Annotated in this window: 26 protein-coding genes; 10 read left to right on the top strand and 16 right to left on the bottom strand. The window is 67.8% G+C overall.

The features are described 5' to 3' along the window. The 6 genes from ACP696_RS11170 to ACP696_RS11145 all read right to left on the bottom strand — a co-directional run bounded on the left by ACP696_RS11170 (nucleotide 1) and on the right by ACP696_RS11145 (nucleotide 5,906). Nucleotides 1–1,572 (bottom strand): AAA family ATPase, encoded by a 1,572-nt coding sequence (locus ACP696_RS11170; protein ID WP_426009822.1) that lies wholly within the window; start codon nucleotides 1,570–1,572, stop codon nucleotides 1–3. Then, on the bottom strand, nucleotides 1,572–2,291 hold the full coding sequence (locus ACP696_RS11165; protein ID WP_426043786.1) for a CpaD family pilus assembly protein: 720 nt from the start codon (nucleotides 2,289–2,291) through the stop codon (nucleotides 1,572–1,574). The genes ACP696_RS11170 and ACP696_RS11165 overlap by 1 nt, the downstream gene beginning before the upstream one ends. Nucleotides 2,292–2,301: 10 nt before the next feature. Further along, nucleotides 2,302–3,945 (bottom strand): type II and III secretion system protein family protein, encoded by a 1,644-nt coding sequence (locus ACP696_RS11160; RefSeq protein WP_426043785.1) that lies wholly within the window; start codon nucleotides 3,943–3,945, stop codon nucleotides 2,302–2,304. After that, nucleotides 3,942–4,829: a Flp pilus assembly protein CpaB gene (gene cpaB, locus ACP696_RS11155; protein WP_426009827.1), complete on the bottom strand. Its 888-nt coding sequence runs from the start codon at nucleotides 4,827–4,829 to the stop codon at nucleotides 3,942–3,944. The genes ACP696_RS11160 and cpaB overlap by 4 nt, the downstream gene beginning before the upstream one ends. Nucleotides 4,830–5,022: 193 nt before the next feature. After that, a complete protein-coding gene (locus ACP696_RS11150; RefSeq protein WP_426011261.1) occupies nucleotides 5,023–5,538 on the bottom strand; it encodes an A24 family peptidase in 516 nt (171 codons plus the stop codon). A gap of 185 nt (nucleotides 5,539–5,723) precedes the next feature. Further along, nucleotides 5,724–5,906 carry a Flp family type IVb pilin gene (locus ACP696_RS11145; protein ID WP_426009828.1) on the bottom strand — a complete coding sequence of 61 codons (183 nt, stop codon included), beginning with the start codon at nucleotides 5,904–5,906 and terminating at the stop codon, nucleotides 5,724–5,726. A gap of 310 nt (nucleotides 5,907–6,216) precedes the next feature. Between ACP696_RS11145 and ACP696_RS11140 the strand changes: the two genes are divergently transcribed. The 3 genes from ACP696_RS11140 (at nucleotide 6,217) to ACP696_RS11130 (ending at nucleotide 7,882) form a co-directional block, all read left to right on the top strand. Further along, nucleotides 6,217–6,621: a pilus assembly protein N-terminal domain-containing protein gene (locus ACP696_RS11140; protein ID WP_426009830.1), complete on the top strand. Its 405-nt coding sequence runs from the start codon at nucleotides 6,217–6,219 to the stop codon at nucleotides 6,619–6,621. 116 nt (nucleotides 6,622–6,737) lie between these two features. After that, complete coding sequence (locus ACP696_RS11135) at nucleotides 6,738–7,313, top strand: TadE/TadG family type IV pilus assembly protein (RefSeq protein WP_426009832.1); 576 nt, start codon at nucleotides 6,738–6,740, stop codon at nucleotides 7,311–7,313. After that, nucleotides 7,304–7,882, top strand: coding sequence for a TadE/TadG family type IV pilus assembly protein (locus ACP696_RS11130; protein ID WP_426009833.1), 579 nt, complete (start codon nucleotides 7,304–7,306; stop codon nucleotides 7,880–7,882). The genes ACP696_RS11135 and ACP696_RS11130 overlap by 10 nt, the downstream gene beginning before the upstream one ends. 100 nt (nucleotides 7,883–7,982) lie before the next feature. Here ACP696_RS11130 and ACP696_RS11125 read toward each other — a convergent pair whose 3' ends face one another. From ACP696_RS11125 to ACP696_RS11110, 4 genes are all read right to left on the bottom strand, one after another. Further along, a complete protein-coding gene (locus tag ACP696_RS11125; RefSeq protein ID WP_426043784.1) occupies nucleotides 7,983–8,762 on the bottom strand; it encodes an aminotransferase class IV in 780 nt (259 codons plus the stop codon). Continuing rightward, nucleotides 8,759–10,126, bottom strand: coding sequence for an aminodeoxychorismate synthase, component I (gene pabB / locus ACP696_RS11120; RefSeq protein WP_426043818.1), 1,368 nt, complete (start codon nucleotides 10,124–10,126; stop codon nucleotides 8,759–8,761). Before pabB ends, ACP696_RS11125 begins: the two co-directional genes overlap by 4 nt. Nucleotides 10,127–10,346: 220 nt before the next feature. Beyond that, complete coding sequence (locus ACP696_RS11115; protein ID WP_426009836.1) at nucleotides 10,347–11,786, bottom strand: MFS transporter; 1,440 nt, start codon at nucleotides 11,784–11,786, stop codon at nucleotides 10,347–10,349. A gap of 94 nt (nucleotides 11,787–11,880) precedes the next feature. Next, entirely contained in the window at nucleotides 11,881–12,654 is a 774-nt protein-coding gene (locus tag ACP696_RS11110) for a tyrosine-protein phosphatase (RefSeq protein WP_426009837.1), read from the bottom strand. A gap of 74 nt (nucleotides 12,655–12,728) precedes the next feature. Between ACP696_RS11110 and ACP696_RS11105 the strand changes: the two genes are divergently transcribed. After that, nucleotides 12,729–13,478: an alpha/beta fold hydrolase gene (locus ACP696_RS11105; protein ID WP_426009838.1), complete on the top strand. Its 750-nt coding sequence runs from the start codon at nucleotides 12,729–12,731 to the stop codon at nucleotides 13,476–13,478. A gap of 127 nt (nucleotides 13,479–13,605) precedes the next feature. On the opposite strand, the gene ACP696_RS11100 is transcribed toward ACP696_RS11105, so the two are convergent. Next, the gene (locus ACP696_RS11100; RefSeq protein ID WP_426009839.1) at nucleotides 13,606–15,060 is read right to left on the bottom strand and encodes an AMP nucleosidase; all 1,455 of its coding nucleotides are present in this window, start codon (nucleotides 15,058–15,060) and stop codon (nucleotides 13,606–13,608) included. A 213-nt stretch (nucleotides 15,061–15,273) separates the two neighbouring features. Between ACP696_RS11100 and ACP696_RS11095 the strand changes: the two genes are divergently transcribed. Together ACP696_RS11095 and ACP696_RS11090 are read left to right on the top strand one after the other, a co-directional pair. Further along, nucleotides 15,274–16,533: a dicarboxylate/amino acid:cation symporter gene (locus ACP696_RS11095; protein ID WP_426009841.1), complete on the top strand. Its 1,260-nt coding sequence runs from the start codon at nucleotides 15,274–15,276 to the stop codon at nucleotides 16,531–16,533. Between the two features lie 172 nt (nucleotides 16,534–16,705). Then, nucleotides 16,706–17,122, top strand: coding sequence for a DUF6491 family protein (locus tag ACP696_RS11090; RefSeq protein ID WP_426043783.1), 417 nt, complete (start codon nucleotides 16,706–16,708; stop codon nucleotides 17,120–17,122). A gap of 82 nt (nucleotides 17,123–17,204) precedes the next feature. Here ACP696_RS11090 and ACP696_RS11085 read toward each other — a convergent pair whose 3' ends face one another. Together ACP696_RS11085 and ACP696_RS11080 are read right to left on the bottom strand one after the other, a co-directional pair. After that, nucleotides 17,205–18,074 (bottom strand): 2-dehydropantoate 2-reductase, encoded by an 870-nt coding sequence (locus ACP696_RS11085; RefSeq protein WP_426043782.1) that lies wholly within the window; start codon nucleotides 18,072–18,074, stop codon nucleotides 17,205–17,207. Nucleotides 18,075–18,148: 74 nt separating this feature from the next. After that, the gene (locus tag ACP696_RS11080; RefSeq protein ID WP_426009845.1) at nucleotides 18,149–19,210 is read right to left on the bottom strand and encodes a ribonucleotide-diphosphate reductase subunit beta; all 1,062 of its coding nucleotides are present in this window, start codon (nucleotides 19,208–19,210) and stop codon (nucleotides 18,149–18,151) included. A 138-nt stretch (nucleotides 19,211–19,348) separates the two neighbouring features. Here ACP696_RS11080 and ACP696_RS11075 point away from each other — a divergent pair, with 138 nt between their 5' ends. Continuing rightward, entirely contained in the window at nucleotides 19,349–20,020 is a 672-nt protein-coding gene (locus ACP696_RS11075) for a glutathione S-transferase family protein (protein WP_426043781.1), read from the top strand. A 4-nt stretch (nucleotides 20,021–20,024) separates the two neighbouring features. Here the strand turns inward: ACP696_RS11075 and ACP696_RS11070 are convergent, their stop codons facing one another. Next, nucleotides 20,025–20,513, bottom strand: a complete 489-nt coding sequence (locus ACP696_RS11070) for a hypothetical protein (protein ID WP_426009849.1) — start codon at nucleotides 20,511–20,513, stop codon at nucleotides 20,025–20,027. Nucleotides 20,514–20,978: 465 nt separating this feature from the next. On the opposite strand from ACP696_RS11070, the gene ACP696_RS11065 reads away from it, so the two are divergent. From ACP696_RS11065 to ACP696_RS11055, 3 genes are all read left to right on the top strand, one after another. Beyond that, nucleotides 20,979–21,749 carry a sulfite exporter TauE/SafE family protein gene (locus ACP696_RS11065; RefSeq protein WP_426043780.1) on the top strand — a complete coding sequence of 257 codons (771 nt, stop codon included), beginning with the start codon at nucleotides 20,979–20,981 and terminating at the stop codon, nucleotides 21,747–21,749. Nucleotides 21,750–21,831: 82 nt separating this feature from the next. Continuing rightward, nucleotides 21,832–22,557 (top strand): PAQR family membrane homeostasis protein TrhA, encoded by a 726-nt coding sequence (trhA, locus tag ACP696_RS11060; RefSeq protein ID WP_426009851.1) that lies wholly within the window; start codon nucleotides 21,832–21,834, stop codon nucleotides 22,555–22,557. Nucleotides 22,558–22,593: 36 nt separating this feature from the next. Further along, a complete protein-coding gene (locus ACP696_RS11055) occupies nucleotides 22,594–23,868 on the top strand; it encodes a patatin-like phospholipase family protein (protein WP_426043779.1) in 1,275 nt (424 codons plus the stop codon). Between the two features lie 64 nt (nucleotides 23,869–23,932). Here ACP696_RS11055 and ACP696_RS11050 read toward each other — a convergent pair whose 3' ends face one another. Continuing rightward, nucleotides 23,933–24,268 carry a hypothetical protein gene (locus tag ACP696_RS11050; RefSeq protein WP_426009854.1) on the bottom strand — a complete coding sequence of 112 codons (336 nt, stop codon included), beginning with the start codon at nucleotides 24,266–24,268 and terminating at the stop codon, nucleotides 23,933–23,935. A 69-nt stretch (nucleotides 24,269–24,337) separates the two neighbouring features. Beyond that, on the bottom strand, nucleotides 24,338–25,333 hold the full coding sequence (locus ACP696_RS11045) for a lipid A-modifier LpxR family protein (RefSeq protein WP_426009856.1): 996 nt from the start codon (nucleotides 25,331–25,333) through the stop codon (nucleotides 24,338–24,340). Between the last annotated feature and the right edge of the window lie 127 nt (nucleotides 25,334–25,460).

The raw sequence follows: 25,460 nt of genomic DNA, 5'->3' as shown, positions 1-25,460 counted from the left end.
CTACTTCTTCTTGAACAGGCCGGAGAGCACGGAGGCCTTCTGGGCCACCGGCGGCTCGCGGCGGCTGATGAGGCGCGCCAGATGATCGATGCCCTCGGCGGCCTTGGACTTCGGGGCCACCTCGCCCACCATCTGACCATTGTTGGCGGCCAGGCCGAACGACTTGGGGTCGAAGGGCAGAACCAGCGACGGCGTCAGGCCCAGGGCCTCGCCGAAATCCTTGACCGGGATTTCGGGACGGCCTGGCACGCCGACCTGGTTGAGCACCAGGCGCGGCGGGGCGTCATTAGGGCGGGCCTGGCGGACCAGGTCGATGATGTTCTTGGCGTTGCGCAGGCTGGCGAGATCAGGCGTGGCCACCACCACCAGGTCGTCGCTGGCGATCAGCACCCGGCGGGTCCAGGCCGACCAGCTGTGCGGCAGGTCCAGCGCCACGAAGGGCGCGGCGCTGCGGATTTTCTGGGTGACCTCCTCGAAGACGTCGGCGCTGATCTCGTAGTCCTGGTCCAGGGTGGCCGGCGCGGCGAACAGCGACAGACGGTCGCCGCAGCGAACCATCATCCGGTCCATCAGCACGGCGTCCAGGCGGTCGGGCTGGCCCAGGGCGTCGATGACGCCCTGCAACGGGTCCTGATTGAAGTCCAGCCCGGCGGTGCCGAACGGCAGGTCCAGATCGACCAGCACCGTGGCGGCCTGCATGCGCTCGGCCATCGACCAGGCGAAGTTGTGGGCCAGGGTCGAGGACCCGACGCCGCCCTTGGCGCCGACGAAGGCGATCTGCCGGCCGACGAAGGGCGCGGACGGGTCGGCATACAGGTTGGACACCGCCCGGATGATCTGCAGCGGCCCCTGCGGCTGGGTCAGATATTCGCTGACCCCGCGGCGCATCAGCTCGCGATACAGAGCGATGTCGTTGGTCTGGCCGATCACCACGACCTTGGTGCCCGGGTCGCAAACCTGGGCCAGGCCATCGAGCAGGGCCAGCATGCGTGGCGCGGCGTCCAGGCTCTCGACCAGCACCAGCGAGGGCGTGGACTGGTTCTGATAATAGTCGACGGCCGCTTCCAGTCCGCCGGGATGGGCGATGGTCGAGGCGCGAGCCATGCGGCGGTCGGCCGAGGCGGCCTCCACCAGGGCGGCGGTCTCGGGGCGGGCGCAGAAGGCGTGGATGGTGATGCGCGGCACGGCCGCCTCGCCCATGTCGGCCTCGGTCACGGCGACGACCTCGTGGGCCAGATCGCGGGCGGTCAGGGACGGCGCGGGCGTGGGCATGGCCGGGGGGGCGATCGGCGGTGGGCTGGACTCCGCGATCGGCTCGGCGAGGGCGACGGGCGACGCCGCCGGGGCGGCGGGCGTGTTGGGCGCGGCGGGCGGCGGCAGGTCGAGGAACGGCGAGGCCGCGGGCTCGCTCGCGCTCGCGCTTGTGCCAGGGCGGGCTGGCGGGAAGTCGGCGAACGGGTCGTCGCTGGTCGAACGCGGGGCCGGCGCGACGCGCCAGGGGTCGGCGCCCGGCGCGGCGAACTCGTCGTCGGCCTCGAAGCCCAGGTCGAAAGGATCGTCGCGCGAGGTCATCAGTTGACCGCTTTCGAAACGACGCCGGTGGCCTGGTCGTCCTTGGCCGACGAGGTGACCTCGCCCTTGCGATACTTGCCGAACACGTCGTCCCGGCGCTGGGCGCTGGCCGGCGTGCTGTCGCGCGGCCGCAGCAGGTCCTCGGGATTGGCCAACTGGGCCGCCATGTTGGCTGTCACGGCGCAGCCGAAGTTCTCGTAGGGCTTGTTGTCCTTGGTGGCGGTGACGTTGTTCCATTCGCCGCATTGCGGAACCGAGGCGTGATAGCGCAGGAACCCGACCTTCAGCGGCGCGCCTGGCGTCGCGCCGGCGTCGTAGCCGACGATACGCACCGCAGTCGCGGGGGCGCCCATCGCTACCAGCCGCTGGCGAGCGGCGAAGGCCATGTTACCGGCGACGCCAGAGTCTGGACCGCCCACCGGGGCGCTGACCACGATTTCGCGGCCCTCGGCCTCGCGCCAGCGGGCCAACAGTCCATCGACGGCCAGGGCCTGGTTGGGCGACAGGCCGTCGGCGTGAGGGACCAACAGCACCTCGTCGGGCCGGGACTCGACCTGCACGCGGCTGGCCCACTGCTCGGTGTCGGTGCGCGGGGCCTGCGCCAGGTCAGGCTTGTCGCCCGGCGCGGCGCAGGCGCTTAGCAGCGCCAGGACCAGGCCAGTCGCGGCGAGATTGCCGAGCGTCGGAGGCGTTAGCCGATGAAGATGGGGTCGCGTCATGTCCGCGTTCTCACTCGATCACATAGCCGACGGGGCCCTGATAGGCGCGCCCCGCATTGGCGCCGGCCGGCGCCTTGACCACCTTGTTGAGCCGGCCCAGCAGGACCGTGCTCATGTCACTCGCCGTCTGCAGGCCGTCGGCCGGGGTCTGCAGGTTCTGGGGCTTGGTTGGATCGACGATGTAGGGGGTGACGATGATCACCAGTTCGGTCTCACCGTTCAGATAGTCGCGCGAGCGGAACAACGAGCCGAGGATCGGCAGGTTGGTCATGCCCGGCAGGGCGTCGATGTTCTGCTTGGTCTGCTGTTGCAGCAGGCCGGCGATCATCAGCGAACCGCCCGAGGGCAGTTCGACCGTGGTCTCGGCCCGGCGCACGGTCAGGCCCGGCACCACAAGCGCCGCGTTGCCGTTGGTCGAGGTCAGGGTGTAGGCGCCCAGGCTGCTGAGCTCCGAGACCTCGGTGGACAGCTTCAGCGAGATGCGGCCGCCCGACAGCACGATCGGGGTATAGCCCAGGCCCACGCCATAGGGTTTGAACTCGATGGTCACCTTGCCGGTGGTGTCCTGCCCGGTTGGCACGGGAAACTCGCCGCCGACCAGGAACTTGCCGGCCTCGCCCGACACGACGGTCAGGTTGGGCTCGGCCATGGTGCGCACCAGGCCCACGCGCTCGAACGCCTGGATCATGGCCGCGGCCTTATTCAGGCCGGTGTCGCCGACCAAGTTTTTGATCGACGACAGTGGGTCGTTTTTGTCCACAAAGTCGTAGGGCTTGTAGGAATATTCATTGTGATACAGGCCCGTCGCCGCGTCGAAGACCGGCGTGGTCACCAGGGTGTCGCGGCTGATCACCGGCGTCTTGGTGGTGTCGGCGCTGTAGCCGCCGGTCAGACCGCCCATCAGGCCGCCATTAACGCCGTAGGTCGGCGAAAAGCCCATGCTGTACTGGGTCTGGCCCAACTGGCCGAGCAGCGCATTGGCGTTGAAACCCAGCTGCTTGATGATGTTGCGCTGCACCTCGACGATGCGGACCTTGAGCATCACCTGGTCCTTGCCGGCGATGGTCAGCATGTTCAGCACGTTTTCGGGCTTGGCCACGAACTGGGTCGCGATCTGCGAGGCCATGCTCGCCTCGCTGGCGTTGGCGACCATGCCGGTCAGGATCACGCTGTCGCGGATCGGCTCGACGCGGATGTCGGCGGCGGGCAGCACGCGGCGCAGGGTGGCTTCGAGCGCGCCGGCGTCCTGGCTGATGGTGATGTTCAGCGCCAGGATCCGGCGGCCGGCGGCGTCGAAGAATACCGCGTCGGTCGTGCCCTCGGTCATGCCCAGCACATAGATGCGGCGCGGGCTGCGCAGCACGGCGTCGGCCACCAGCGGATTGGTCACCAGCATGTCGCGCACATCGACCGGCAGTTCGACGATCGCCGACTTGCCCCGGGGCAAGGTCAGGTTCTGGCTGCCTGGTCCGGCGGTGAGGTCGATGCGCAGCACCCGGTCGGCGGGCGGCGTCATGATCGGAGCCGACGGCGCGGCGCGGACGGGAGTCCGGTAGGTGTGGGTGCCGCCCACCGGGCCGTCGGCAAGGGCCGTGGTTACCGGCCCCAGGGCCAGGGCGGCGACGAGGGAGGCGGAGAGGAACCGGCGGATCATGGGCGGACCGAGATGTTGGAGGTCTCGCCGCCGCGATTGATGCGGACGACGTTCGACTCTTCGGAGCGGGCGGCGATCCCGGAGGGACCGCCCAGGTCGGTATAGGCGCGCAGGACCAGGGTGACTGGACCGGCGGCCTTGGCCTTGGTCAGGGCCTCGGCGTCGAACGGGCCGACCTCGAGGGTGGCGGTGGAGGCCACGATGGTCTTGGCGTCCTTCTCGGCCGTCGTGCTCTGGTCGAGGGCGAGCACGCGGACGTTCTGGAGAACAGTTTCGGCGATCGTCTGCTTGCCGCTGGCGCCGCCCTCGCCCGTGCTGCGGGCGTCGCGGATCTGCAGGACGTCCACCCGGTCGCCCGGCAGGACAAAACCGGCGACCGCAGTCTCGGAGGTGATCGGCACCGACATGGCCCGCTTGCCGGGCGACAGGACCACCGAGAGGTAGCCGCCTTCGCCGCCGCGCACGATCTTGCGGGGGGTGATGGGTTCGCCGGCCAGGATCGGGTCGCGCACGATCGCGCCCTCGATGGCCTTTTCGGGCGTGACGCCGCCGATCATGCCCTGGGCCACGGTGTCCATGGCCTTGGCGGCCTTGTCGGAAACCTTGGTCACGGGCGGCGGGGCCGCGCCGTTGGTGATGAAGGCGGCGTTGATGGCTCCGGTCGGCCAGGCCTGCCAGGTGACGTCGGCGGCGGTCAGGCGGTCACCGATCGCCAGGTCGCGCTTGGCCACCAGCACCTGGGTCATGGCGCGGTCCAGCGTCGGCGCGGCCTGGGCCACGGGCGCGACGTCCTTCTTGCCGCCCATCGCCTTCTGCAGGACCACGGCCAGGCCGATGGCCGACACGGCGGCGATCAGAACGATCATGACGCGAAGAGGATTCATGCGAGGCGGCTCTGGCGACGGGGGTACAGGTCGGGGCGAGCCGCCTTCAGGCGATCACGCACGAATCGTCGAACGGCCTTTCTGGCCACGCTCCATGCTCGCGCGGCCATGGTTAACAGCGACTAAAGGGGGAGGGTCGAAAGGCCCGACGGGCGGCGCGACAGGCTGACGCGGGGCGGATCTGGCCGTCGGATCATCCTGCGCCCACGGCCTGGGCAAGCGCGCCCTGCGGGAAGGTCACCAGGGCGCCCACCGCTATGGCCACGCCATAGGGAATGTCGCCGCCCTGCGCGCCCAGCTTGCGCACCCAGGGCGGGCTGCCGGCCAGCACCGGTTCGAACCAGCCCGAGCGCAGGCTCAGCAGGCCCAGGGTCAGCACCCCGCCGGCCATGCCGGTGATCAGCATGAAGGGCAGCGCTGCGGGCCAGCCCAGCCACAGGGTGGCGGCCGCGAACAGCTTGGCGTCGCCGCCGCCGATCCAGCCGGCCGCGAACATTCCCATGCCGGCCGCCAGCGCCGCGACTCCCGCCGCCGCGCACAGGCCGATAGTCGCCAGGGACGCGCCGCTGGCGAACGCCGCCGGCGCGAAGGCCACGATCAGGGCCAGCGAAATCCAGTTGGGAATGGTGAAGCTGGTGGCGTCCTTCAGCGCGGCCACGACGACCAGGGCGGGAAAGATCAGCAACAGGGCGAACTGGAAGGTTTGCATGGCGGCGGCCTGTGTCATCCGGTGTTCTGGAACGCTCGATCAAACGACAATCTGCCCCGATCCCGTGAAGCAATGGTTTCCGCCCCACGCTTTCGTCGGGCGAGGTGGCCGCCGACCTGGGTCGCGGACATGAAAAAAGGGCCCCGGCGTTTCCGCCGAGGCCCTCTTTTTTCGAGAGACGCGTCTTACTTCGCGGCGTTGGCCGAGGTCACCGTGGTGTTCATCTTGGTGAAGGTGGCCTTCAGGGTGCCGCCGAGCGAGGTGACGACGCTGGCGATGACGACGGCGATCAGAGCAACGATCAGGCCGTATTCGATGGCGGTCGCGCCGGATTCATCGGCGACAAAGCGGGTGACAAACTTCGACATGGTGGTTCTCCTGGTCAGTAAGGATCTGGGCTCTCCAAGCCGTGTCGACTTGCTAACCCCTGAAAACACGATCAATTTGCCGCACCCCGCTTAATAGTCAGTAAACATCAGATAGTTTCCCAGATATTTCTGATGGTTTATTTAGGTTTACCATTATCAACTCTTAACTATACGATATCCGCGAGGGCGAAAACTCCTTATCCGGCAACGGTTTCTGGAATATCGGGAAGATTACGGAAGTACTGTTCTTAGGTCTTTATTGACCATTCCGGACCATTTTAGAGATCGCACCATCCTGGAAAGAATGACCATGCGCCGCCTACCCCTCGCCTTTTGCGTCTGTCTCAGCCTGCTGGCGGGCGTCGCCAGCGCCCAGCCCCTGGCCGGACAATCCCGAACCTTGTCGATCGGCGACGGCGAAGCCGTCCGCATCACCCTGTCGGGTCCGGTGCGCGACATCGTGGTCGGCGATCCCCAGGTGGCCGATGTCAGCTTGGTCAACGACCGCACCCTGGTGGTGATGGGCAAGAAGCCGGGCGCGACCACCCTCCTGGCTTTCGACGCCGGCGGCCACACCCTTGCCGACCGCCAGGTGATGGTCACCGAAGCCTCCAGCGAGGCCGTCATCGTCCAGCGCGGCGTGGTGGCGTCGATCTATGCCTGCGGCGACCGCTGCTCCAAGTTGGGCGACGCCGCCGCCCCCGCTCACCCGTAAGGATACACGCGCGGGCGCGCTTGAGTCCTTTTCAGGTCCCTAAACCAGTGATTAGGGACGCCGAGCCTAGAGTGTCGCGCCTCTCCTGATGAGAAGGCGCTGACGCGGACGCCATCATGGCCGATCACGACCGAAAAAGCCGCCCTGCCCCGCGCGCCCCCAAGGGCCTGCTGCGCCGCTTCGCGCGGGCTCATGACGGCGCGACAGCGGTCGAGTTCGCCTTTGTGTCCATTCCTTTCCTGGTGCTGGTGTTCGCCATCCTGGAACTGGGCGTCACCTTCATGGTGTCCCTGACCCTGGAAGCCGGCCTCAGCAACATGGACCGCACGATCCGGACCGGGGAACTTCAGTCCACCGGCGGCACCGCCGCGACCTTCAAGGCGCAGGTGTGCGAGCAGATGTCGTGGCTCGGCTCGGGCTGCGCCTCGGCGCTCCACGTGGATGTTCGCGCCCTGCCGTCCTTCGGCGCCACGGGCGCCGCCACGGCGCCCAACCTGGCCAAGACCTGCTGGGATCCGGGCGGCCCCGGCTCGATCGTGCTGGTGCGCGCCTATTACAAATGGCCGATCATGACCCCTCTGCTGCAAGACGCCGTAGCCGGCGATCCTGGCGATCGCATGGTGACCTATTCGGCGGTCTTCACCAACGAGCCTTATTCGGACACCCCAGCCGCGAGCGTCAAATGCCCGTAGTGAACCAGCCCCCGTCCCGGCCCCGCGCTCGCCCCAACCTCACCGCCTTCTGGCGTGACCGTCGCGGCGCCTCGGCGGTGGAGTTCGCCTTCATCGCGCCCGTGCTGCTGCTGTTCTATTGCGGCATGGCCGAACTGACCGAGGCGATGCTGGCCCAGCGTCGCCTCATCCTCGTCGCATCGTCGATCGGCGACATCGTGGCGCGCGACACCCAGCTGACCGACGCGCGGCGCACCGACGTCTTCAAGGTCGGCGGCGTGCTGATAGCTCCGTTTCCGTCAACCTCGCTGCGCATGTGCCTGGTCAGCGTCCTGTCCGACACCAAGGGCAAGGACACCGTGGACTGGTCAGAGCCTTACAACGCCCCGGTAAACTGCCCGACCAAGGGCACGGTGCTCACCGATATTCCCGACAGCGTGCTGCCGGCCAATCAGAGCGTCATCATGAGCAAGTCCAGCTACGACTACGACTCGCCCATCAAGCTGGTGTCGCCCGACACCATCACCTTCCGCCGGACCTTCTATTTGCGGCCCAGGCTGTCGGCGAGCGTCGTTCGCGTCAAGAGCTAGAGCATTTTCCGAGCGAAGTGGTTCCGGTTCGCGTGAAGAAAAATGTGTCAAAACAGAAGATTAGAGCCCACGGCATGACGCAGTCAGGTCGGGAAATGCTCTAGACCCCGGCCCGCAGCCGCGTGACCAGATCGTGCGGGGCGTAGAGACGGCCCTCGAAGCGGCTGACCGGCCGGACGCCGATCAGGCTGTTGGTGAGGAAGGCCGCTTCGGCGTCTTCCAGGACCTCGACGCTGGCGGCGACCACCGCCGTCTCGACGCCCAGGGCGGCGGCCTGGTTCAGCACGCGGGCCCGCGTGATCCCGTTCAGCACGCCGCAGCTCAGGGCGGGGGTGAACAGCTTGCCGCCGGTGATCCAGAACAGGTTGGCGGCCGAGGCGCAGGCCAGGTCGCCGCGATTGTTGAGCATCACCGCCTCGTCGGCCCCCGCCGCCCGCGCCTCGGCCCGGGCCAGCACGTTGTCGAGATAGGACAGGGTCTTCAGCCGCGAGGCGGGCGAGCCCTCGTTGCGGCGGGTCCTGGCCAGGATCAGCGTCGCCGACGTCGAGACCGGCTGCGTCGCGGCGGCATGGGCGACCAGGCGGACCTCCGGCGCGTCCGGGCGGTCCAGGCCGCGACCGCCGGAACCGGCGGTCAGGGTCAGGCGCACGGCGGCCCGGCCGGCCTCGACGCCCGCTTGCCCCGGCGCGGCTCGGCACAGGCGCGCGGCCTCGTCGCGGTCCAGCGGCGGCAAGCCCAGGGTCTCGCAGCCGGTGGCCAAGCGGTCGAGGTGGGCGTCGAGGCAGCGCAGCTCGTCGTCGAGCCACAGCAGGGTCTCGAACAGACCGTCGCCCAGCAGCAGGCCACGGTCATCGCCAGGCACAGGAGGAGGCGGGATCATCGACGGGGCTCCTCCAGCAAGGCGCGACGCAGGGCGGCGAACTTGGCCTCGGTCTCCAGGCGTTCGGCGTGGGGATCGCTGTCGGCGACGATGCCGGCCCCGGCCCGCGCCTCGAAGCTCCAGCCCTCCCCTCCTTCTCCAAGGGCGTCCTGCTCCAGCCCGACGGTGCGGATCAGCACGCTGGACTCGAAGGCGCCATCGACACCCGCCCAGAACAGCGTGCCGCAATAGGGGCCGCGGGGGGCCTCCAGCTCTGAAATGACGCGCATGGCCTGGACCTTGGGCGCGCCGGTGATCGAACCCGGCGGAAAGGCCGCGCGCAGCAGGTCGGCGGCGGTCAATCCGGTCGCCAGCTTGCCGGTCACCGTCGAGACCAGGTGGTGGACATTGGCGAAGGTCTCGACCTTGAACAGCTCCGGCACGGCGACGCTGCCGGGCGGGCTGACCCGCGCCAGGTCGTTGCGCATCAGGTCGACGATCATCAGGTTCTCGGCCCGATCCTTGGCGCTGGCCGACAGCTCGGCGATCAGTCGCGCGTCCTCGGCCTGGTCGGCGCCGCGCGGCCGGGTGCCCTTGATCGGCCGAGTCTCGATGGTCAGATCGCCGCCGCCGTCCCTGGCGTTCACCTTCAGGAAACGCTCCGGCGAGTTGGAGACCATGGCCCGGCCCGGCAAACGCAGATAGGCCGAGAACGGCGCGGGGCTGACTGATCGCAGCTGGGTGAACAGGTCATAGGGATTTGCGCCCGTCGCCAGCCGCCCGGTCCAGACGCGGGCGATATTGGCCTGGAAGATTTCCCCGCCGTGGATGCGCTCGACCACCTGGGCCACCGCCGTCTCATAGGCCGCGCCGTCGCTCTCGATCAGGGCCTCGCACAGCGGGCCGTCGTGCTCAGCCGGCGTCGGCGCTTCAAGCCAGCCCAGGGCCGCCTCGGCCTTGGCGCGGGCGAAGCCGTGCGAGCCGCCCCGGCCGATCGCCAGCACCCGCCGCTGCAGGTGGTCGAAGGCCAGCAGGGCCGGATAGCGGGCGCAGGCCAGGTCGGGCCAGCCGGTGCGCTTCAGGCCCAGGGGCTCGACCCGGTCGCCCAGTTCGTAGCTGGCCAGGCCGACAACGCCGCCCTGGAACGGCGGGCCGTCGGGCTCCACCGCCTGGGGCGGACCGATCAGCTCGGCCAGGGCCTTGAACGGGTCGCGCGGATCATCCCCCGCCAGCACCAGCGTGGCGTCCGGGTCGCGCAGCAGATAGGACCAGCGCCCGCCCTGGCCGCCCGAGATCATCGCGCAGGCGAAGGGCTCGTCGCGCCACGGGGCCGCAGCCCAGACCGGGTCGCGCCAGGGAGCGCTGATAAGGACGACATGCCGCATCGGCGGGTGATACCGCCGCTCGGCGTTCGACGCCATGGGGCAGCACGGAAGCACGGCTTCGGTCGAGCCCCGCCACCGCTTTCGTCTTCCCGACGACGGTCTGGACCCAGATCCCAGGCGGTGTGGAGGATTGGAGACGCTCAGAGCTCTTGGCGTCAGCCTCAAGCGCCTTTCATGTGGGCCCCGGCCTGCGCCGGGGAGACGGGCAAGACCTAGTCCCTCACGCCTCCCGCTCGCCGCCCTTGACCAGGAACAGCACCAGGAAACCCAGCAGCAGCAGGACGGCGATCGGCAGGAAGCCGGCCACCTGGCTGTGGAAGATCGCCGTGACCAGGGCGACCAGCAGCGAGCCCAGCCAGGCCGTGGCCGTACCCGACAGGGCATAGAGGCCGAAAAAGGCGGCGGTCTTGTCGGGCGGGCACAGGCGGATCAGCAAGGTGCGGCTCGAGGCGTATTGGGCGGTGACGAACACCGCGATCATCAGGCCCAGGGCCAGATATATTAGCTCCGGCGCGGTGCGGAAGAATGGTCCGTTCCAGATCGGCGCATGGGCGGCCGGGTCATAGGTCCAGAAGAACAGGATCTTTTCGCGCCCCATGCCGAGGGTGGCGATCAGCATGATCAGGGCCCCGGCGATCTCGACCTGCACCGCCTTGCGCGGCCCGAGCGTGCGGTCCAGCCACGGCGCGATCAGCCCGCCCAGCACCGCGAAGACGCTCAGCGAGATGCCGTAGGCCAGCATCTCAAGCGCGCCCCAGCGCATCAGGCCCGCCGCGAACAGCCCGCCGAAGATCAGCAGTGCGGTCATGCCGTCGCAATAGAGCATCCGCCCGCCCAGATAGGTGGCGATGTCCTTGTGGCCCTTCAGATTGCCGAAGGTGTCGCGCAGCAGGGCGACGCCGGCCTTCATGCTGCCCGTCCAGCTGTGGCCGGTGCGGGCGGCGTCGGGGGTCCACAGGAAGAACGGGATGGCGCCCAGCAGCATCACCGCCGCCGCCATCGGGCCGGAGATCCGGCTGGGCTCGTTCTTGGCGGGGTCAAGCCCGAACAGCGGCGCGTGCGGCACGCCCGGCCAGTCCACCTGGCCCGGCAGCACCATGCCCCACAGCATGAACACCAGCAGCGCCACCGACAGGCCGTTGGCCATGGCGTAACCGAGGCCCGAGATCAGGGCGGCGCGACCGGGGATCCCGGCGGCGGCCCGGCCCAGCAGCGAATTGCTCAGCACATCGCCCCAATTATAGACCACCCCCAGCACCACCAGGACGGCGCTGATGACCATCAGCGGCAGGCCGCCGGTCGGCATGGCCCACCACAGGGCGCAGAGCATCGGGACCATCACCGCCAGCACGACACCCAGCATCGGCTTGCGCGGCCCATATTGCTCGATCATCGCCCCCAGGAACGGGCAGGTCAGGGCGGTCAGCAAGCCATAGATCGTCGAGATATTGGCCACCAGGGCCTGGCCCTTGACAGGATCGCCGACCAGCACCCGCGAGAAGTAGGGCGAGAAGATGTAGATGGTGATCAGGATCACATAGGGATCCCGCGCTCCCTGCTGGAGGATCCAGGCCAGGGCGCCGCGCGACAGCTTGGTGTTCGGCGGCGCGACCGGATCGCCTTCCGAGGGGACCGCAGCGGCGGCCGAGAACTCACTCATGCGGTATCACACCCTCGTCGAAGCGGTCACCCTCTTGCGCGGCGACTTGACGGAAGCGTGGCGGTTAAACGCGCGTTTGTCACCTTCGTTGTCGCTACAGCAGAATATGCGCCCGCACGGCCTCGCGGCCCGCCGCGTCGAGCCCGAGCGCCTGTTCCAGATAGCCGTCGATCGAACCGTATTGCGCCTTCATCTCCGCTATGGCCGTGGCCAGATAGTCGGCTTCGACGCCCATGGCGGTGCGGATCGCCGCGTCGGACGGACGCCGGCCGGTGGCCTCCTCGAGGATGGTGGCGAACTTCGGACCTCGGCGGACGAAGCGCTCCTCGTTGTTGGTCAGCAGATAGTCGTCGATGACGTCGTCGTCGGACACCCCGGCCACGTGATGGGTCAGGGCGGCGAGCAGGCCGGTGCGGTCCTTGCCGGCCGCGCAGTGGATCAGCACCGGGCCACGCGCGGCGGCCAAGGCCTGGAAATAGCGCTGGAACAGGTCCAGGTGGCGTTCCTTGAACGGCGCGCGACGATAATATTCGACCAGATAGTCGCGGATCGAGCCGGCCGACAGGTCCGAGCCGCGCAGGAAGGTGTGCCACGGATCTTCGCCCGTCACGCCCAGGTCGTTGTCGATCACCTGGGCGGTGAAACCGTCCCAGCGCCGCGAGGGGTCGCGCTGGCGCTCGTTGGGGCGGCGCAGATCGACGATGGTGGTGATCTCCAGGCCGGCCATGGCCGCGAGGTCGTCGTCGGTGGCCTCCGCCTGGTGGGCGGCGCGGAACAGCAAGCCCTTTTTCAGCCGGCCCACGCCTGCGGCGTAGTCGCCGAAATCGCGGAAGTTCTCGATGCCTTGCAGGGGGATGTGACGGGTCATGGCGGTGTGTTAGCGCCTGGAGGTGCCGAAAGCGAGACACTGGACGGCGGGATGGGGCGGGCTAAGCTGCCCGCATGACCGACCTCCACCGCTTCCAGAGTTTCGACGGCGTTTCCATCGGCTATCGCACGCTCGGGGAAGGCTGGCCGACCTTGCTGCTGCACGGTTTCCTGGCCAGCGCCGAGAGCAACTGGTTCCTGCCGGGCATCGCCGCCGCCATCGCCGCCGCCGGCCGCAAGGTGATCGCCCCGGACCTGCGCGGCCACGGCCGCTCGGACGCCCCCACCGATCCGGCCGCCTGGCCCGGCGACGTGCTGGCCCGCGACCAGGAGGCGCTGATCGCCCACCTGCACCTGACCGACTACGACTTGGTCGGCTATTCGCTGGGCGCGCGGACGGCGGTGCGGATGCTGGCGCGCGGGGCGCGGCCGAGGAGGCTGGTCCTGGGCGGCATGGGCGACAGTGGGCTGGTGGCCGCCGGCGCGCGGGCGGCGATGTTCGAAGACAGCATCCGCCACGGTGAGTTGGCCCAGGACCCACGGGCCGGCCGCCGGGTGCAGGCGATGATGGCGGCCGGCGGGCTGAAGCCCGAGGCCATGCTGGGCGTGCTGGCGTCGTTCGTCGCAACCTCGGCCGAGGCGATCGCCGCGATCGAGGTTCCGACCCTGGTGGTGGCGGGAGCGCGCGACGACGACAACGGCTCGGCCGAGGGGCTGGCGGCGATGATGCTGGACGCGCGCGCGGTGCGGGTTCCGGGCGATCACCTGAGCGCGGTGATTGAGCCGGCGCTGGCGGAGGCCGTGGTGGGATTTTTGGGGGAATAGCGCGGCGGCGCACTTGCCCCCTCCAGGCGACTACGTCGCCTTGCGCGAGGCTCCGCCCCCTATGGGGCGGACAGACCGCGAAGCGGTCAGGTGGGGGCAAGAGGGTGAGCCACTCGCCTCTACCCCATCACCGAAACGGCGGCTCATCGAACGCCCGGAGCTTGCGCGAATGCAGGTTCGGCCCCTCTTCCAACAACAGCTTGCAGGTTAGGATGCCGATCTGCAGGTGCTGGCTGATGGCCCGCTCGTAGAACGCGTTGGCCTGGCCGGGCAGCTTGATCTCGCCGTGCAGCGGCTTGTCCGACACGCACAGCAGCGTCCCGTATGGCACCCGGAAACGGTAGCCCTGAGCGGCGATGGTGGCCGACTCCATGTCGATGGCCACGGCCCGGCTCTGGTTGAAGCGCAGGGCCGAGAGGCTGTGGCGCAGTTCCCAGTTGCGGTCGTCGGTGGTGACCACAGTGCCGGTGCGCAGGCGCTTCTTCAGCTGATCACCCGAGTCGCCGCTGATCGCCTTGGCGGCGTCATAGAGGGCGCGCTGGACCTCGGCGATCGACGGCACCGGGATCTCCGGCGGCAGGACGGCGTCCAGCACGTGGTCGTCGCGCAGATAGGCGTGGGCCAGCACATAGTCGCCGATGGTCTGGGTGTCGCGCAGGCCGCCGCAGTGGCCGATCATCAGCCAGGCCTGGGGCCGCAGCACGGCCAGGTGGTCGCAAATGGTCTTGGCGTTGGACGGGCCGACGCCGATATTGACCAGGGTGATGCCGGTCCCGCCCGGCGCCATCAAGTGATAGGCCGGCATCTGGTGCTTGCGCCAGGTCGACTCTGCCACCGCCAGTTCGGGATTGACGGTGTTGGCGGTGATCGTCAGTCCGCCCGAGCACGACATCGCCTCGAAACGCGTGCCCTCCTGGCCCAACTGCTCGATGCCCCAGCGCACGAACTCGTCGACATAGCGGTGGTAGTTGGTGAACAGGATGAACTGCTGCACATGCTCGGCCGGAGCGCCGGTATAGTGGCGCAGGCGGGCCAGCGAGAAGTCGGTCCGCAGGCCGTCGAACAGGGCCAGCGGCCGGGTCTCGTCCATCGCCGGGTTCCACACCCCGTCGGCGATCTCGTCGCCGATGAAGGCGAGATCCGTGGTCGGGAAAAACCGGGCGATGTCCTCGCTGCGCACGTCGGCCTGGTTCAGGTCGATCGTGGAGTCCAGCACGTAGGGATAGGGGATCTCCTGCTCGGAGCGGCCGATCTCGATCTCGACATCGAAGTCCTGCAACAGCAGGGTCAGCTGCTCGACCAGATAGTCCTTGAACTGGTTGGGCTTGGTCACCGTGGTGGCGTACACGCCGGGCCGGCTGACCCGGGCATAGGAGCGCGCCAGCTTGGGCGGCAAAGCCTCGGGGGCATAGACCAGGCGAAGTTCCGGATAGGCGAACGTACCGTCGAACCGCGTCTGCGGATCGGGGCGGGCTCCGGTTTCGAGATAGGCGCGTAACGCGGTCCGCAGGGCGTCGACGGCGCGTTCGTATTCTGCGTTGAGCTGCTCAACGACGGCGATTGCTTTTTCTTGGTTTGACATGACGTCCTATATCAACGTTCCAAGGCATTTTCCAGACCAAGCGGCGGCGGCGGGCGCACGACGCCCTTGGCGGGCATGGACGAAGGCGTTTTCGTCGGCCACAAGGGTTGCAATGACCGGTGCGGCCGGCGTGGGCGAAAGCGCTTGCCCCCATCCTTTCGCTCCAGGCCGCCGACTGAACGTTCGGGCGTCGCGCGCTCGACGGGGGAGCCCATGAACAAACGTTTCGCCTATCTGATTATCGCCTCCATGGTTCTCGGCGTAGCCGTGGGCTGGGCCTGCAATCAATATCTCGACGCAGCCCAGACCGCCGAAGCGGTCAAGTGGTTCAAGATGGGGACCGACCTGTTCCTGCGGCTGATCAAGATGATCATCGCGCCGTTGGTCCTGACGACCCTGGTCGCCGGCATCGCCCACATGGAAGACGCCGCCGCCGTGGGCCGGATCGGCGCCAAGACCATGGGCTGGTTCATCACCGCCTCGGCCGTGTCGCTGCTGCTGGGCCTGGGCATGGTCCACCTGTTGCACCCGGGCGCGGGCCTGAACCTGGCCGAGGTCACCACCGCCGCCAACGCGCCGGCCGCCTCGACCGAGAGCTTCACCCTGCAGGGCTTCCTGACCCACCTGGTGCCGGCCTCGATCTTCGACGCCATGGCCAAGAACGAGATCCTGCAGATCGTGGTGTTCAGCCTGTTCGTCGGCACGGCCGTCGCCTCGCTGGACAAAAAGGCGCCGCACATTCTGGAGCTCGCCGAGCAGGGCGCCCAGGTGATGCTAAAGGTCACCGGCTTTGTGATGAAGCTGGCCCCACTGGCGATCTTCTGCGCCCTGGCCTCGACCATCGCCGCCCAGGGCATCTCGATGTTGGCCGTCTATGGCAAGTTCGTGCTGGGCTTCTACGCCACCATGGGCACGCTGTGGGTGCTGCTGTTCATCGCCGGCTGGGCCGTGCTGGGCAAGCGGGTGATTCCGCTGTTCGGCGCGATCCGCGAGCCGGCCCTGCTGGCCTTCTCGACCGCCTCGTCGGAAGCGGCCTATCCCCGCATTCTCGACGCCCTGCCCAAGCTCGGCATTCGCCGCCGCATCGTCTCGTTCGTCCTTCCCTTGGGCTATTCGTTCAATCTCGACGGCTCGATGCTCTATTGCACCTTCGCCACGGTGTTCATCTTGCAGGCCCATGGCGTGCACCTGACGGTCCAGCAGCAGATCTTCATGCTGCTGCTGCTGATGGTGACCTCGAAGGGCATAGCCGGCGTGCCCCGCGCCTCGCTTGTGGTGATCATGGCCACCCTGACCTATTTCGGCCTGCCCGAGTCTTGGATCGCGCTCGTCCTCGGGGTGGACCACTTGCTGGACATGGGCCGCAGCGCCACCAACGTGGTCGGCAACTCCGTCGCCGCCGCCGTGGTCGCCAAGTGGGAGGGCGAACTCGACGATCCGGAGCCAAACGAGGCAGCCGCCGTCAAGGCCTAGAGCATCGCGCGGAAAAGTGGCCACCGGTTTTCCGCAAAAGCGATGCGAAAACAAAAGTCTAGAGCAAGCCGTGCGATTCCTACATCGCGCGGCTTGCTCTAGGCGTCAGATTGACTTCGAGGGGGAGAGGCCCAATCTCTCTCCCGAAGGACGCTTCACAAGGAAGATGGTCATGAACGCCACGACCCAACCGAGATTTGGCCTGCTCCGGGCCGGTCTGCTGACGATGGCGCTTCTGGCCGTCTCGGCGCCCGCCCTGGCCGATCCGACCGCCAAGCCAAGGCCGGCGCGGTCGTGCTTCGCCCTGTCTGATTGGGACGGCTGGAGCGCGCCCAACAAGGACACCCTCTACATGAAGGTGCGCCACCGCGACGTCTATCGCGTGGACCTGGCGCACGGCACCAACCAGTTGACCTCGCCGGGCGTGCACCTGGTCTCGGTGGTGCGCGGCAGCGACCAGGTGTGCCGGCCGATCGACCTGGACCTGCGGGTCTCGGACGGCTTCATGACCATGCCGATCATGGCCAAGGCCATCACCCGCCTGACCCCCGAGGAAATCGCGGCCCTGCCGAAAAAGGACCGGCCTTAGCGTTGGACGGGGACATGCACCTGTGCGTGTCCCCGCCTCGCGGCCTCGGTTGGGGACACGCCCAAAGGGCATGTCCCCGTGCCTACCCCGCAGCCGCCTCGATCAGCGCCACCACCATCGCATTGACCGGCGTGGCGATCCCATGCTTCGCGCCGAGCCGCATGATGACACCATTGCGGGCGTCCAGCTCCATCGGTCGACCGGCCGCCCGGTCGGCGTGCAGGGAATTGATCCCGTCAGCCGGCCCTGAGCGATAGCCGGCGACCACGGTGTCGCCAAGGTCGCCCGGCAACACCGCGCCCTCGGCCCGGCCCACCGCCACGCACTCGGCCACCAAGGCCCGCATGATCTGGGCAATCGGCTCGCGCGCCGCCACGCCCGACGGCATCAGGGTCAGGGCGTTGACCGCCCCGGCGCAGTTCAAAGCCAGCTTCTTCCAGGCGGCGGTCCTGAAGTCGTCGGTCACCGAAACCCCGATCGGCGTATGGGCGAACAGGGCGACGAAGGCCTCTCCCGCCGCCCCGGACGGAACCAGGATCGTACCGTCGCGGCGTTGACGCACGCGGCCGGGGGCCGACCGCTCGGCCGGGATATCGACCACAGCCGGGGTGATCCGCTGGGCCGGAACATAGGGCGTGAACCGCTCGACATGCTCGACGCCGTTCTGCAGCACCGCCACGCGGGTTTCCGGCCCCACCAGCCGCGCCAGCCAGGCCCCGGTGGCGACGGCGTCATAGGTCTTGGTGGTGACGATCGCCCAGTCCACCGGGTCGGCCTGGTCCGGCGCCGTCAGCACGCGCGGCGTGGCGACCAGCGACCTGCCGGGGGTCTCGACCTCCAGCCGGTCGAAGGGTGTGCGGGCGCAGACCTCGACGTCCAGCGCCGGGTTCTGGGCCAGCCAGGCGGCGATCACGCCGCCCACCGCGCCCGGTCCGATGACCGCAATCCGCATGACCCATACTCCAGACAAAGAAGCGCCGGCCTCTTGCGAGGGCGGCTGCATGTATCCCCAATATACCCCTGCTCTTATTCAGCCGGCAGGGTGTTCTCGGAGCGCTTGTTGAGCATGTTGTCGAAGCTCGACCACACACCCTCCGCGCCGTGCCATTGGCCCGTGGTGGCGGCCTTGGAATATTCCGTCGATCGGGCCTCGAAGAAGTTGGCGTGCTCCACGCCCGACAGCAGCGACTGCAGCCACGGCAGCGGGTTTTCCTTGATACCGTAGACCTCCGGCAGGTGCAGCTGGCGCAGGCGCCAGTCGGCGATGAACCGGATGTACTTCTTGATGTCTTCCGGGGTCATGCCCTGGATTTCGCCGGCCTCGAAGGCCAGGTCGATGAAACTATCTTCCATCGTCACCACGGTCTTGCAGCAGTCGACGATGTCGTCGGCCACGGCCTTGGTCACGCAGCCGGTCTCGGCGTTGAAGGCGTGGTACAGCTTGATGATGCCTTCGCAGTGCAGGCTCTCGTCGCGGATCGACCACGAGACGATCTGGCCCATGCCCTTCATCTTGTTGAAGCGCGGGAAGTTCATCAGCATGGCGAACGACGCGAACAACTGCAGCCCCTCGGTGAAGCCGCCGAACATCGCCAGCGTCCGGGCGATATCGGCATTGGTCTCGACGCCGAACTTCTGCATGAAGTCGTGCTTGTCGCGCATGGCCTGGTATTCCATGAACGCGCCAAATTCGCTCTCCGGCATGCCGATGGTTTCAAGCAGCAGGGCGTAGGCCGCGATATGGATGGTCTCCATATTGGCGAACGACGACAGCATCATCTTCACTTCGGTGGGTTTGAACACCCGGCCGTAGCGCTCCATATAGTTGTCGGCCACTTCAATGTCCGACTGGGTGAAGAAGCGGAAAATCTGCGTCAGCAGATTGCGCTCGTTGTCGTTCAGCTTGACGGCCCAGTCCTTGAGGTCCTCGCCCAGCGGCACCTCTTCGGGCATCCAGTGGACCTGCTGCTGCTTCTTCCAGAAGTCGTGGGCCCACGGATAGCGGAAGGGCTTATAGGCGCCGGAGGGGGTCAGGAGGCCGGGGGTGATCAGCTTGGCGGTCGATGGGGTGATCAACGAGGCGGACATCGAAAGCGGCTCCTGGGGCAAGCGGACAAGAATCGTACGGCGCGCTAGGCTTCTGGGATAGCGCGGGACCAACCCGCGCATCTAGTGTCCGAAACGTCGCAGCACACAACATGTTGTGGGTAGATTGGGTAACAAAGGATGAATCGAGCTTACACCCTCTATGGGGCGCTTGGCTCGGGTTCCGTGCCGGTCGAGGCGACTTTGCTGCTTCTGGGGCAGCCCTACACCGTGATCGAGGCGCCCACCTGGGAGGGCGCGGCGGAGCAGGCCAAGGTCGTCGACGTCAATCCGCTCAAGCAGATCCCGACCCTGGTCACCCCGGACGGCGAGACCATCACCGAGAGCGCGGCGATCCTGATCTGGCTGGCCGACCGCCATCCGGAGGCGGGCCTGGCGCCGGCGGTCGATTCACCACTCAGGGCGCAGTTCATGCGCTGGATGGTGTTCGTGCCGGCGGCGATCTATTCGCTGTTCTGGGTGCGGGATGATCCGTCTCGGCTCGTGGGGCCGGACGCGGCGCAGCAGGCGGCGGTCAAGGCGGCGACCGCCGAGCGGATCGCCGAGTGCTGGGCGGTGATGGAGGGGCAGGTCTCGCCGGGGCGCTACCTGCTGGGCGACGCGCTGACAGTGCTCGACCTCTACGTCGCCGTGGTTAGCCGCTGGGGCCCTCGGCGGGAGCGGTTCTACGCGGTGGCGCCAAGGATGGGCGAGGTCGTGCGGCGCGTGGACGCCGACCCGAGATTGGCGGCGTTCTGGGAAGCGAGGTTCCCGTTCGTGGAGGGGTGGGAGAGTCGGGGGGCGACGGGATGAGCGGTCAATCACATACAGACAGAAACGCAGCCATCTTCTTTCCTGATGGCAAGTCGTTCTGCTTGTTGGTGGTCCATAGGAGTACGCGCTTCCCGGTGAGTTCTGTAGTGACCGAATAAGTCTCGGCAACTCCGGACCCGGGATAGGCAGAGACCAACAGGAACGTTTTGAACGGCGCAGCGCCCTGCACCTTTACGACAACCGCACCATCAGCGACGGCACTAACGTTTTTGCCGAAAGCATCCCGACTAATGATGTCCCAGTTTCCGTCGCTATCGACATCAAACAAGAACTGGCCTTTCGAAATCCGGTCGTCGGTCCACCCCCCATTCTCTTCGGTGAGGTAAAACGACTTACCAACAGAAGGACCACACTGGGCCACGATGCCTGCCGCCGCAGCTTGGGCACAAAAGGCCATTCCCAGTGACGCCAAAACGAAAAGCCTTTTCCGGACCATAGCCGCTCCGTAGATACTGCGCGTCTGATGAGCCATATGAAACCTGCACCCCAGCGCTAGCAAGCGCCCACAAGCTAGTGTTTGTTTGCAGCGTTCCCATCCGCCCCGGATGCGGCCACGCCTTAAAGCCTTGGTGGATGGGAGCTCTGGCGTCTGACCGCGTCAAGGACGGCCCGCAGGTCCGCCGCGGCGCGGCCGGCCGAGAGGCCGGTCCTTGACTCGGCCAGACGCCAGAGCAATCTCGCCAGCAAGGTTTCAAGGCGCGGCCTCGCCGTTGCGGGCGGTGCGGGAAGGAGTTGGGCTTTTCCCGCGTGGGATCACACCCACTTGCCCCCACCTGACGGCTTCGCCGTCTGTCGCGGCGAGGGGGCGGAGCCTCGCGCGCCTGAGCTCTTCCCCCTCTGGGGGAAGACGATCGCGAAGCGATCCGTAGGGGGCAAGTGATCGCCGCATGGAGCCATGCCATTTCACCCCGCATACCGAAGCTGCTAACACCCCACCATGCTCACCGACCCGCTGTTCTACGCCGTGGCCATTCCCGCCGTGATCCTGCTGGGCCTGGCCAAGGGCGGGTTCGCGGGGATCGGAGTGGTGGCCGTGCCGATGATGGCGCTGGTGATCTCGCCGGTGCTGGCGGCGGCGATCACCCTGCCGATCCTGCTGGCCCAGGACGTCGTCAGCGTCTGGAGCTTCCGCAAGACCTGGGACAGGGGCCTGCTGATCCTGATGCTGCCGGGCGCGGCGGTCGGCATCTTTCTGGGCTGTGCCCTGGCGGCGCGGGTGTCGGTGGCGGCGGTCGAGCTGGCGATCGGGCTGATCTCCATCGCCTTCTCGCTGCAGCGCCTGTGGGCCGAGCGGGCGGTCGCAGCCGCGGGGGCGATCGAGGCCGGACCGGGCCGGCCATGGCTGGGCGCCCTGTGCGGCATGGTCGCCGGCTTCACCAGCCAGGTCGCCCATGCCGGCGGGCCGCCGTTCCAGATCTACGCCCTGCCCCGCCGCCTGCCGCGCGACGTGTTCATCGGCACCAGCGCCATCTTCTTCGCCACGGTCAACTGGATGAAGGTGCCGGCCTATATGGCGCTCGGCCAATTCACCCGCCAGACCCTGACCACGGCGGCGGTGCTGCTGCCCCTGGCCCTGGCCTCGACCTGGGCCGGGGTCTGGCTGGTGCGCCGGGTGCCGGCCGAGGGCTTCTACAAGGTCATCTATGTCCTGCTGATCGCGGTCGGCGGCAAGCTGGCCTGGGACGGCGCGAGCGGCCTGCTGGGCTGAGCGTTTTCTCTGTCATCAGCCCTATCCCGGACACGATGACCTGCGTTTATATGTCATCGATTGCGCGTACAGTGGGCGGGCCATGTCAGACACCACCAGCACTTCGCCGGCTGCCTCGCCGGCCTCCGTTCCGGCGACCGCGCCCGCGGACGTTCCGGCGACGCACTATCCCACGCCCGCCGCTAAGTGCGCCGACCTGATCGTCCATCTGACGGGCCTCGCCTGCGCCCTGCTGGGCGGCGGCATTCTGTTGGGCCTGGCGTTCGGCCTGGGCGATCTGAGCCAGGTGGCGGCGGTCAGCGTCTATACCATCGGCCTGATCACCATGCTGTCGCTGTCGACGGCCTACAACTTCGCCAAGGCCCGCTGGCGGCCTCTGCTGCGGCGCTTCGACCATGCCGGCATCTTCATTATGATCGCCGCCTCCTACACCCCCTTCACCACCCAGAATCTGCACGGCTGGTGGGCGATCGGCATGACCACGGCGGTTTGGACCGTGGCCGGCGTCGGCGTAGCGGCCAAGCTGCTGCTGCCGGGCTTGGACAAACGCTTCTGGGTCGGGCTGTACCTGGCGCTGGGCTGGCTGGTTTTGGTCGCTATCAAGCCGATGATCGACGGCATGGGCTGGGTCGCCCTGATGCTCCTGGCGATCGGCGGGGTGATCTATTCGACCGGCACGGTTTTCTACCTGATGAAGCGGCTGAAGTTCCGGCGGGCGATCTGGCACGGTCATGTGATCGGCGGCGCCGGCCTGCACTATGCCGCCGTCCTGATCGGGGTGGTTTTGGCCTCGAGCGGCCATCCTTGAACTGAAAAGCCCTGACCCTGTGACCCGAGCCTCGCGTTGAGCACGCCGACAGACCCCAAAAGGACCGTCCAGACCTTCTTTCGGGATCGCGGGACGCAGCCGCCCCACAAGGGCAAGCGCCTGGCCGCGCCGCCCGACGAGACCCTGGCCGAGGCCGTGGGCTTTTCCGGCGTGCGGCTTAGCGTCGACGAGGCCGACGAGACCCTCAAATCCGCCGCCGACCGCCTGGCCCCGCTGCGGCCGCTGATCGGTCGCGACGACTTCAACATCCTGGCCCTATCGGGCGGCGCGGCCGGCGGAGCCTTTGGGGCCGGGGCCTTGGTCGGCCTCGCCAAGGCCGGCAGGCGGCCGACCTTCGCCATCGTCACCGGCGTCTCGACCGGCGCCCTGATCGCGCCCTTCGCCTTCCTCGGCCCGGCCTGGGACGCGCGCCTGGCCGACGCCTATCTGGGCGGCCACGCCGCCGACCTGCTCAGCCTCAGGCGTTTTGGCGCCACGCTGGGACCCAGCCTTTTTCGCGGCGACTCGCTGGACGGACTGGTCGCGCCGTTCGTCGACGCGGCGATGATCGAGGCCGTGGCGATCGAACACGCGCGTGGCCGGCGCCTGCTGATCGCCACCACCAATCTCGACAGCCAGAAGGCCACGATCTGGGACATGGGCGCGATCGCCACCCGGGGCGGCGAGGCGGCGGTAAAGCTGTTTCGCGACGTGCTGGTGGCCTCGGCCACCCTGCCCGGCCTGTTCCCGCCCAAGCTGATCGATGTCGAGGCTCCCGATGGCGAGGGCGGGATGGTCCGCTACCAGGAAATGCATGTGGACGGGGGCGTGGCGGCGCCCCTGTTCCTGATGCCCGACGCCCTGCTGCGTTGGCGCGACCTGGGCCAGCGGCTGCGACGCGGGCGGGTCTATGTGATCTTCAACACCGTGCTCGACCCGTCACCGCGCTCGACGCCCACCGGGGTGACCTCGATCATGAGCCGCAGCTTCGAGACCATGCTGAGGTTCTCCTACCGCCAGGCCCTGAGCGTGGCGGCGGGGTTCTGCGCGCGCCACAACCTGCCGCTCTGGGTGGCTTCGATCCCGCCGACCTTCTCGGACTTCAACATGATGAAGTTCGACACCGCCGCGATGAAGCGCACCTTCGACGACGCCGAGGCCCTGGCGATCGCCGGCCGCCTGTGGTCGACGCCGACCGCCGCGCCCGAACCGCTATGGCGCGGCCTGTTCAAGCGCCAGCCGCCGACGCGGCATGGCGACCAGGACCCGATCCTGGTTCCGAACCCATCGCCGGATCTGGAACTGCCGTAGGGGCGTTCCGGCCCTAAAATCTCCCTTCATCCCGACGAAAGCCGGGATGAGTGGAAGTTGAGGGCTACCCCGGCTTCTTCAGATACCGAGCCCGTAGCTTCTCGACATTGGGCGGGTCGGCCCGGAAGTCCGAGACCAGGCCCAGGCGGGCGTTGCACGACGGGCAACGCACGGAATCGTCGTCGGCAAGGTCGGTCGGCGGATCGAAGCGCGTCCCGCAGGGCTTGCATTTGAAGTCGCCGGTCGCGGGGGGCGCCGGCGGGGGCGGCGGTTCGGGCGTGAAGGTGCGGATGCGCTGAGCCGGGCGCGCGATGCGCTCCAGCGGCTTTGGGCCGCCCGGCGCGGCGACACCGCTCTTCAGGCTCAGAATCTTGCGGCGAGGAGGCTCGCTATCGCTCATGACGGTCGATGGCTTCGTGGCGTAGGGGCGCTAGCTGCATGATCTGGCCCAGAAACTCAAGCCTGACGGCTACCAGTGCGGCTTAAGACTGAATGAGAGGGCCACCATCTCGTCCTTCTGGCTGGACATTCCCATCAGTTGGTCCCGGGCCTTGATCGAGCGGTGGACATAGCCGAACGAGGCCTGCATGTCGCCCTTGCGCCAGGCCACGCCCGCCTGGCCGTCGCTGAGCAGCTTGCTGGAATTGTCGGTTGTAAACCCGGCCCGGCTCCAGTCGCCGTCCGAACTGCGCAGCACGTTCAAGCCCACGGCCTGGCCGCTGGCGGCGGCGAACACGTACCAGCGCCCGCGGTTGCCCATTTCCCGGCCGTCGCGGACCCCCAGCGAATTGCTGACCTTGTCCTGCATGCTCTTGCCGAACCGCACGGTGGCGCCAGCCTCAGCCGAACCGCCGGCCCCGCCGAAGCCCAGGCCGGCGTGCGGCGTGACATCCAGGGCGTACTTGCCATTGTCGAGCTTCACAGCAGCTGGCCAGCCGCGGGTCACCAAGACGTCGACGTCTCGGTCCGCGAAGCTGTCCTCGCCGTCGGGACGGACCAGGGACAGCGGACGGCTGTTGCCGGTTTCCGAAACTCTGGCCACAGACACACGCATCGAATCAACGGCGCGATGGCTTTGACCGACCACGAAGACGTTCGAGCGCCAGATCACCGGTCCGTGGCCCTCGTAATAGCGATTGGCGTCCAGCAGCTTGGCGTCGCCATAGGCGCCGGCCGGGGACAGGCCAAAGCTTGGATCTTCGGACCCGGCGGCCATCGACTGGGGCGCGGCCGAGAAGCCCACCGTGCTGGGCCGCACGTCACGTACGCTGAGACCGGCCGCTTCGGCCGCGCGCAGATCGACGGTGAAGCTTGTGGCCCGACCCTTGCGGACGTCGCCGATCGACCTATCCGAGGTATCGGCGGCGGCCTTGGCCGCCCTGCCAGGATTGGGACGCGCCTGGGCCGAGGCGCAAATGAGCGCGCCTAGCCCCATCCCCACGATCAACACCGTTGCGGCGCGCATGCCGGCCCCCTCAGTCCTCGTCCTCACAATGAGCCTAACCGCAATCGCGACAAGGTCCATGGGACGAAATCCCACACGCATGAACATTTCGCGACCGGCTTGGTTCCGAACGCAAAACGGCGGCGCG

This window comes from Caulobacter sp. DWR3-1-2, from assembly GCF_049896225.1.
In the GTDB taxonomy this organism is placed as follows: Bacteria; Pseudomonadota; Alphaproteobacteria; order Caulobacterales; family Caulobacteraceae; genus Caulobacter.
This window is presented reverse-complemented; position numbering and strand designations above follow the sequence as displayed.

Excerpts from the sequence above, each read along its gene's own strand:
- ACP696_RS11170 (WP_426009822.1), bottom strand. The coding sequence starts at position 1,572 with ATGACCTCGCGCGACGATCCTTTCGACCTGGGCTTCGAGGCCGACGAC.
- ACP696_RS11165 (WP_426043786.1), bottom strand. The coding sequence starts at position 2,291 with ATGACGCGACCCCATCTTCATCGGCTAACGCCTCCGACGCTCGGCAAT.
- ACP696_RS11160 (WP_426043785.1), bottom strand. The coding sequence starts at position 3,945 with ATGATCCGCCGGTTCCTCTCCGCCTCCCTCGTCGCCGCCCTGGCCCTG.
- cpaB (WP_426009827.1), bottom strand. The coding sequence starts at position 4,829 with ATGAATCCTCTTCGCGTCATGATCGTTCTGATCGCCGCCGTGTCGGCC.
- ACP696_RS11150 (WP_426011261.1), bottom strand. The coding sequence starts at position 5,538 with ATGCAAACCTTCCAGTTCGCCCTGTTGCTGATCTTTCCCGCCCTGGTC.
- ACP696_RS11145 (WP_426009828.1), bottom strand. The coding sequence starts at position 5,906 with ATGTCGAAGTTTGTCACCCGCTTTGTCGCCGATGAATCCGGCGCGACC.
- ACP696_RS11140 (WP_426009830.1), top strand. The coding sequence starts at position 6,217 with ATGCGCCGCCTACCCCTCGCCTTTTGCGTCTGTCTCAGCCTGCTGGCG.
- ACP696_RS11135 (WP_426009832.1), top strand. The coding sequence starts at position 6,738 with ATGGCCGATCACGACCGAAAAAGCCGCCCTGCCCCGCGCGCCCCCAAG.
- ACP696_RS11130 (WP_426009833.1), top strand. The coding sequence starts at position 7,304 with ATGCCCGTAGTGAACCAGCCCCCGTCCCGGCCCCGCGCTCGCCCCAAC.
- ACP696_RS11125 (WP_426043784.1), bottom strand. The coding sequence starts at position 8,762 with ATGATCCCGCCTCCTCCTGTGCCTGGCGATGACCGTGGCCTGCTGCTG.
- pabB (WP_426043818.1), bottom strand. The coding sequence starts at position 10,126 with ATGCGGCATGTCGTCCTTATCAGCGCTCCCTGGCGCGACCCGGTCTGG.
- ACP696_RS11115 (WP_426009836.1), bottom strand. The coding sequence starts at position 11,786 with ATGAGTGAGTTCTCGGCCGCCGCTGCGGTCCCCTCGGAAGGCGATCCG.
- ACP696_RS11110 (WP_426009837.1), bottom strand. The coding sequence starts at position 12,654 with ATGACCCGTCACATCCCCCTGCAAGGCATCGAGAACTTCCGCGATTTC.
- ACP696_RS11105 (WP_426009838.1), top strand. The coding sequence starts at position 12,729 with ATGACCGACCTCCACCGCTTCCAGAGTTTCGACGGCGTTTCCATCGGC.
- ACP696_RS11100 (WP_426009839.1), bottom strand. The coding sequence starts at position 15,060 with ATGTCAAACCAAGAAAAAGCAATCGCCGTCGTTGAGCAGCTCAACGCA.
- ACP696_RS11095 (WP_426009841.1), top strand. The coding sequence starts at position 15,274 with ATGAACAAACGTTTCGCCTATCTGATTATCGCCTCCATGGTTCTCGGC.
- ACP696_RS11090 (WP_426043783.1), top strand. The coding sequence starts at position 16,706 with ATGAACGCCACGACCCAACCGAGATTTGGCCTGCTCCGGGCCGGTCTG.
- ACP696_RS11085 (WP_426043782.1), bottom strand. The coding sequence starts at position 18,074 with ATGCGGATTGCGGTCATCGGACCGGGCGCGGTGGGCGGCGTGATCGCC.
- ACP696_RS11080 (WP_426009845.1), bottom strand. The coding sequence starts at position 19,210 with ATGTCCGCCTCGTTGATCACCCCATCGACCGCCAAGCTGATCACCCCC.
- ACP696_RS11075 (WP_426043781.1), top strand. The coding sequence starts at position 19,349 with ATGAATCGAGCTTACACCCTCTATGGGGCGCTTGGCTCGGGTTCCGTG.
- ACP696_RS11070 (WP_426009849.1), bottom strand. The coding sequence starts at position 20,513 with ATGGCTCATCAGACGCGCAGTATCTACGGAGCGGCTATGGTCCGGAAA.
- ACP696_RS11065 (WP_426043780.1), top strand. The coding sequence starts at position 20,979 with ATGCTCACCGACCCGCTGTTCTACGCCGTGGCCATTCCCGCCGTGATC.
- trhA (WP_426009851.1), top strand. The coding sequence starts at position 21,832 with ATGTCAGACACCACCAGCACTTCGCCGGCTGCCTCGCCGGCCTCCGTT.
- ACP696_RS11050 (WP_426009854.1), bottom strand. The coding sequence starts at position 24,268 with ATGAGCGATAGCGAGCCTCCTCGCCGCAAGATTCTGAGCCTGAAGAGC.
- ACP696_RS11045 (WP_426009856.1), bottom strand. The coding sequence starts at position 25,333 with ATGCGCGCCGCAACGGTGTTGATCGTGGGGATGGGGCTAGGCGCGCTC.